9 protein-coding genes and 1 pseudogene are annotated in these 4510 nt (G+C 65.4%); 4 read left to right on the plus strand and 6 right to left on the minus strand.

Annotation, left to right across the window (positions count from 1 at the left end; translation table 11 throughout):
• Positions 1-126 (plus strand): annotated as a pseudogene (locus M3461_22530) (IS21 family transposase).
• 102 nt (positions 127-228) lie between these two features.
• Here M3461_22530 and M3461_22535 read toward each other — a convergent pair.
• On the minus strand, positions 229-471 hold the full coding sequence (locus M3461_22535) for a hypothetical protein (GenBank protein MDQ3776923.1): 243 nt from the start codon (positions 469-471) through the stop codon (positions 229-231).
• Position 472: 1 nt separating this feature from the next.
• Between M3461_22535 and M3461_22540 the strand changes: the two genes are divergently transcribed.
• Complete coding sequence (locus tag M3461_22540; GenBank protein MDQ3776924.1) at positions 473-1009, plus strand: hypothetical protein; 537 nt, start codon at positions 473-475, stop codon at positions 1007-1009.
• Here the strand turns inward: M3461_22540 and M3461_22545 are convergent.
• The 5 genes from M3461_22545 to M3461_22565 are packed head-to-tail and all read right to left on the minus strand — an operon-like array spanning position 984 to position 3362.
• The gene (locus M3461_22545; protein ID MDQ3776925.1) at positions 984-1181 is read right to left on the minus strand and encodes a hypothetical protein; all 198 of its coding nucleotides are present in this window, start codon (positions 1179-1181) and stop codon (positions 984-986) included. The genes M3461_22540 and M3461_22545 overlap by 26 nt on opposite strands.
• Before the next feature lie 11 nt (positions 1182-1192).
• Positions 1193-1837 (minus strand): hypothetical protein, encoded by a 645-nt coding sequence (locus M3461_22550; protein ID MDQ3776926.1) that lies wholly within the window; start codon positions 1835-1837, stop codon positions 1193-1195.
• Positions 1838-1860: 23 nt separating this feature from the next.
• A complete protein-coding gene (locus M3461_22555) occupies positions 1861-1998 on the minus strand; it encodes a hypothetical protein (protein MDQ3776927.1) in 138 nt (45 codons plus the stop codon).
• Positions 1999-2040: 42 nt separating this feature from the next.
• Positions 2041-2700, minus strand: coding sequence for an MFS transporter (locus M3461_22560; protein ID MDQ3776928.1), 660 nt, complete (start codon positions 2698-2700; stop codon positions 2041-2043).
• Positions 2625-3362 carry an MFS transporter gene (locus M3461_22565; GenBank protein MDQ3776929.1) on the minus strand — a complete coding sequence of 246 codons (738 nt, stop codon included), beginning with the start codon at positions 3360-3362 and terminating at the stop codon, positions 2625-2627. The genes M3461_22560 and M3461_22565 overlap by 76 nt, the downstream gene beginning before the upstream one ends.
• A 207-nt stretch (positions 3363-3569) precedes the next feature.
• Here M3461_22565 and M3461_22570 point away from each other — a divergent pair, with 207 nt between their 5' ends.
• Together M3461_22570 and M3461_22575 are read left to right on the plus strand one after the other, a co-directional pair.
• The gene (locus M3461_22570; protein ID MDQ3776930.1) at positions 3570-3695 is read left to right on the plus strand and encodes an SPASM domain-containing protein; all 126 of its coding nucleotides are present in this window, start codon (positions 3570-3572) and stop codon (positions 3693-3695) included.
• A gap of 216 nt (positions 3696-3911) precedes the next feature.
• Positions 3912-4259, plus strand: coding sequence for a hypothetical protein (locus tag M3461_22575; GenBank protein ID MDQ3776931.1), 348 nt, complete (start codon positions 3912-3914; stop codon positions 4257-4259).
• Positions 4260-4510 lie beyond the last annotated feature (251 nt).

The raw sequence follows: 4510 nt of genomic DNA on the forward strand, positions 1-4510 counted from the left end.
TTCACCGAGGAACAGCCCCATCTGCTGCCGCTACCCGATAACCCCTTCCCCACCGAGGAGCGCCTCGAAGTCAGCGTCCGCAAGACCCCTTATGTGCGTTTCGACCTCAACGACTATTCTGTCCCCCTTTCGGCAGCAACCCACCTGACTCCCACACCGCCGCCGCTCTGCCGTCGCGCCCTCGACCCAACCGATCGCGACCGCGCTTCCCACCAAAATCACGCGCTTTTACAACCCCGTCAACATGAGCTCATAGCCGTAGTCATGCGGGACGAAGAGGTCGAGCTGGATAGGGTCTTTGTGCTGCTGTTTGACGCGAGTCCGAATGAAGAGGAAGCGGTGGGGCGTCTTCCAGGCCTTGGGTTTCCACTTGGCCTCGAAGTAGTCCCACTGTGCTGCCCCTCGCCACCAGAAACGCCGTGCCTCGATGCGCGCTTTGAGATCGGTAAAGCGCTCGAAGGGAACGCTCACCGTGTACTCCACGCCCGCGGCGCAAGGTGTCCTTGCCGGGGCCGGCCTCGGGGCGCGGGCCGCGTGGACCAGCGGAGACTTCTTCGAGGCCGTGCCCCCAGGTGGAGATCTGTATCTCCTCAAGAGCGTCCTTCACAACTGGGACGACGCTCACGCGGCGAGGATTCTCCGGCGATGCCGCGAGGCCATGTCCCCGGAGTCCAGGCTGCTGGTCATCGAGCGGCTGCTCCCGACCGGCAACGGCCCATCGGAGGCCAAGCTGTTCGACATCAGCATGCTCGTCGTTCTCGGTGGGCGGGAGCGCACCGAAGGCGAGTACCGGGTCCTGCTTGGCAGCACCGGCCTAGAGCTGAGGCGGGTCATCCCTACCGAGTGTCCACTCTCCCTTTTCGAGGCGATCCCGATCCTGGATCCGTGCGGGCTCACGAACGCCACCTCGGGGCGGGCGCGCATTGCCCCGGAACCAATCCGGCGGTGTAGTGCCCGCTGCCGAGGGGCCTTAGCTCGCGCTTCTAAGGGTCCTCCGCGAGCGCGGTGAGCATGCTTGTGACGAGCCCGTATTTAAGCCTGAAGAGCACGAGCAGCGGGGCCAGGACCGCGGCGAGCCCCAGGAGGGGGTCGTGACCCGGCTTGTGGCCCTTGGGCTCTCGCGCGTGACGCTCGACTTCGATGGCTCGGTGATCGGCACAGGCAAAGGGGCCGGAGGGCACGGCAGTAGGGTTTAACCGCAAGAAGAAGGGGCAGCGCAGTCTATTATCCCCTCTTCTGCACGGTCGCCCAGACCGGTAGGTGCTCGACGTGCTGCATCGTTTCGGCAACGTGCATGATTCCCATGGGCCAAGGACTTCATCCTCAGCTGTATCGCTGTCGTACGGTCGGCCCTGCCTGCTGTCTCCACCACCGACTGCCGGTCGAACAGCAGCCCGGATAGATGAGCGTGGGCCTTGAGCAGGGACGCGAGGAGCGCCCCGTGGCCGCCGCCGACATCGATCACCCGGCCCACCGGTGAAAAGTCGTAGGCCGCGAGAATCGCCTCGGCCTCCAGAGCCGAGTACCCGGTCATCGCTTCATCGAAGGTCCGGCCGGCCGCGCGGTCGATCTCCAGGTACTCGTAGAACGGGATCCCGTGCGCGTCTTCGAACCCCGGCCGGCCGGTCTGAACGCTGGTGAGAATGCGTCCGTATGCCTGCCAGAGCCAGTCCTCGCCATACAGCACCGCCAAGGGCCGTAGCGACCCGGGTGCGTCGCTCCGGAGCAGGTCCGCCAGGGGCGTCGCGGTGAAAGTGCCTTCGGCGGTTTCCGCGAAGGTGCCGAAGCTGACCAGTGCCCGGAGGACTCGCCTGAGGGCCCCGGGATCGGCTCCCACCCGCAGCGCGAGCTCCTCCGCCGTCAGGGCCCCTCGGCAAGATGGTCGGCCAACCTGAGCTTGGCCGCGACGTGGATCAGCAGCGTCACGCGAAAGCCCATGATGAGACCGCGCAGCTGGTGGGCCGCCGCGAACGGATCGGCGGGCGTGCTGCTCGACATGGGTGGACTCTGTTGCAGGTGCATGACCTCGATGTCCCCATTTCAACGAGTGACGTGGATTCCCGGCTCCGCGGCCGGCGCGCGGTGCAGCCAGAGCATGAGAAGCGCGGCCGCGAGAGAGAGGCCCCCGAGGGTGAGCAGTCCCGCCGTGAAGCCGGCGGTGTGCTCGCGCACCAGTCCCAGGATATTGGGACCGACGAAGCCGCCCAGATTACCAAGCGAGTTGATCAGCGCGATCCCGCCCGCCACCGCCCCTCCGGTCAGGAGCCGGGGTGGGAGGCACCAGAACACCGGGAGAAAGGCGATGGATCCGCCCATGGCCAGGGTCAGCCCTCCGATGATGACCAGCGGCTCTCGGACGACCGCGGCCAGGGTACACCCGATGGCCGCGACGCCGAGCGTGGCCGCGGCATGGCCGACCCGTTCGCCGCTCCGGTCCGAGTGCCATCCCAACAGCAGCATTCCCACGGCGCTGGCGCCGCCCACTGCGAGCAGCACCCATCCCATCTGGCTGTCGGCTACCCCAGCGACGTCGCGCAGCAGGAGCGGGAGCCAGAGGCTGAGGGCGTAGCTCGTCACGCCCATGAGGAAGTAGGGCGCCGAGAGCCGCCACACCGCGGGGCTGGTCACGGCCTCGCGCAGGGTGGGGTGGGCCCAGCGCGACCAGTCGCGGTGCTCCCGGTCGAGTCTGCGTCGAGCCACTCGCGATCCCTCGGTGCCAGCCACTTCGCGTCTTCCGGTCGATCCGTGAGGTAGCGAACGGTGATCAGCCCGAGGACGACAGCGGGAAGCCCCTCGACTAGGAAGAGCCATTGCCAGCCGGCCAGCCCGAGCCTGCCATCCATGCCGAGCAGCGCCGCGCCCAGGGGTCCACCCAGACCGTTCGCGAGCGGTACCGCGATGGTGAACCGGGACAGCGCGCGACCCCGCTGCTGCTCCGGAAACCAGTGGGCCAGGTAGTAGACGATCCCAGGAGAGAAGCCGGCCTCCGCCACACCGAGGAGCAGGCGCATGAGGTAGAAGCTCGCCCGAGAGCGCACGAACATGGTCGCCGCCGCGATGACACCCCAGGTCATGGCGATGCGCGCGATCCATCGGCGCGCGCCCACCCGAGCGAGGATCAGGTTGCTGGGAACTTCGAACAGCGCATACCCCAGGAAGAAGATCCCGGCTCCGAGCCCATAGACTGCCGGCCCGAACTCGAGATCCCGGTTCATCTGGAGCGCAGCGAACCCGACGTTCGTGCGGTCGATGAAGCAGATGATGAAGAGCAGGAAGAGCAGGGGGAGAAGCCGCCGGCTGACCCGTGCGATGATCCGCTGTTCCATCGGCTCGGTGGTGAAATCGTCCGAGGCACCGGGCATCGCCGGGTTCGGAGAGACCGTGCTTCGTAAACGGGACTTCGGACTCATGACGTTTCAAACTCATGGTTCTGTGGGATGCGCAGGAAGGCACCCTGGGGCGCACTTCGCGCCGCACCCAACCTCTGTCAGCCTGATCGCCCGGCGTGATGCGGCTCACGGTACCAGGCCTGGCGGGGTTGCACAAACTCGTTGCGCCTCGCTGGCAACATGGAACGCAGCGGCGTCGCTGCGATCTGGAACAACGATTCGTACACGCTATTCCGGGAACGCCTGGAGTCCGACAGTCCCCCGGAGATCTGCCGCAGCTGCGCGGTGTATAACGGCACGTTCTAAGTAGTGGCCGGCGGTGCGTCGCGATGAACCCCCTTCGCGCATCAAACGGGGTTGTGGGCCTTGCATCGCCCCGGGATGGTTCAATTTCGACGTGCGCGACCTGCCGGGTGTCGATCTCCGCGGCGATATACGCCAGGGGCTTCCGCTCGCCGACGCGAGCGTGAACTGCGCAGCCGCCATTCACGCGCTTCAGGACCTCGCTTGGGCCGACACGCTTTGCGCTTTGCGCGAAGTGCGCCGTGTCCTCAAGCCTGGCGGAGTTTTAAGCTGGCAGTACCCGATCTCGACAAGGCGATCCGTGCGTACAGGGAAGACGACGCACGCTACTTCCATGTTCCGGACGAACACGCCCGCAGTATCGGAGCGAAGCTCATCACGCAGATCATCTGGTATGGCTCAGTGCGTACGCCGATGACCTTTGACTTCCTGCGCGAACAGTTGCTCTACGCTACGTATAGCGAGGTGCGGCGCTACGACTTTGGTGTAACCCTCAGTCACTTTGCTGACCTCGCAAGCTTGGACAACCGGCGGCGGGAGAGCCTGTTCGTCGAAGCCGTCAAATGATCATGGACGGCGATACCGCGCTCGGGACGTTGCTGATCTAGGAGGCAGCCAAGGATACGCTGGGTGAGTACAACATCTTCAGGCTCTTCACGACAATTTGTGGGTTTGTGCGAAGGTCACGGACCTCCTAGCAGCCTGTCGGACTAAGGTTGAACGGTACAGCGGCGGCGCAGGTGCTGAGCGGGACCATCGTTGGTCGAACGGTCATTGATGCTGTAGGGACGGTGAAATGATGATGATCGGATCGATCC

Source organism: Pseudomonadota bacterium (assembly GCA_030860485.1).
GTDB lineage: Bacteria > Pseudomonadota > Gammaproteobacteria > JACCXJ01 > JACCXJ01 > JACCXJ01.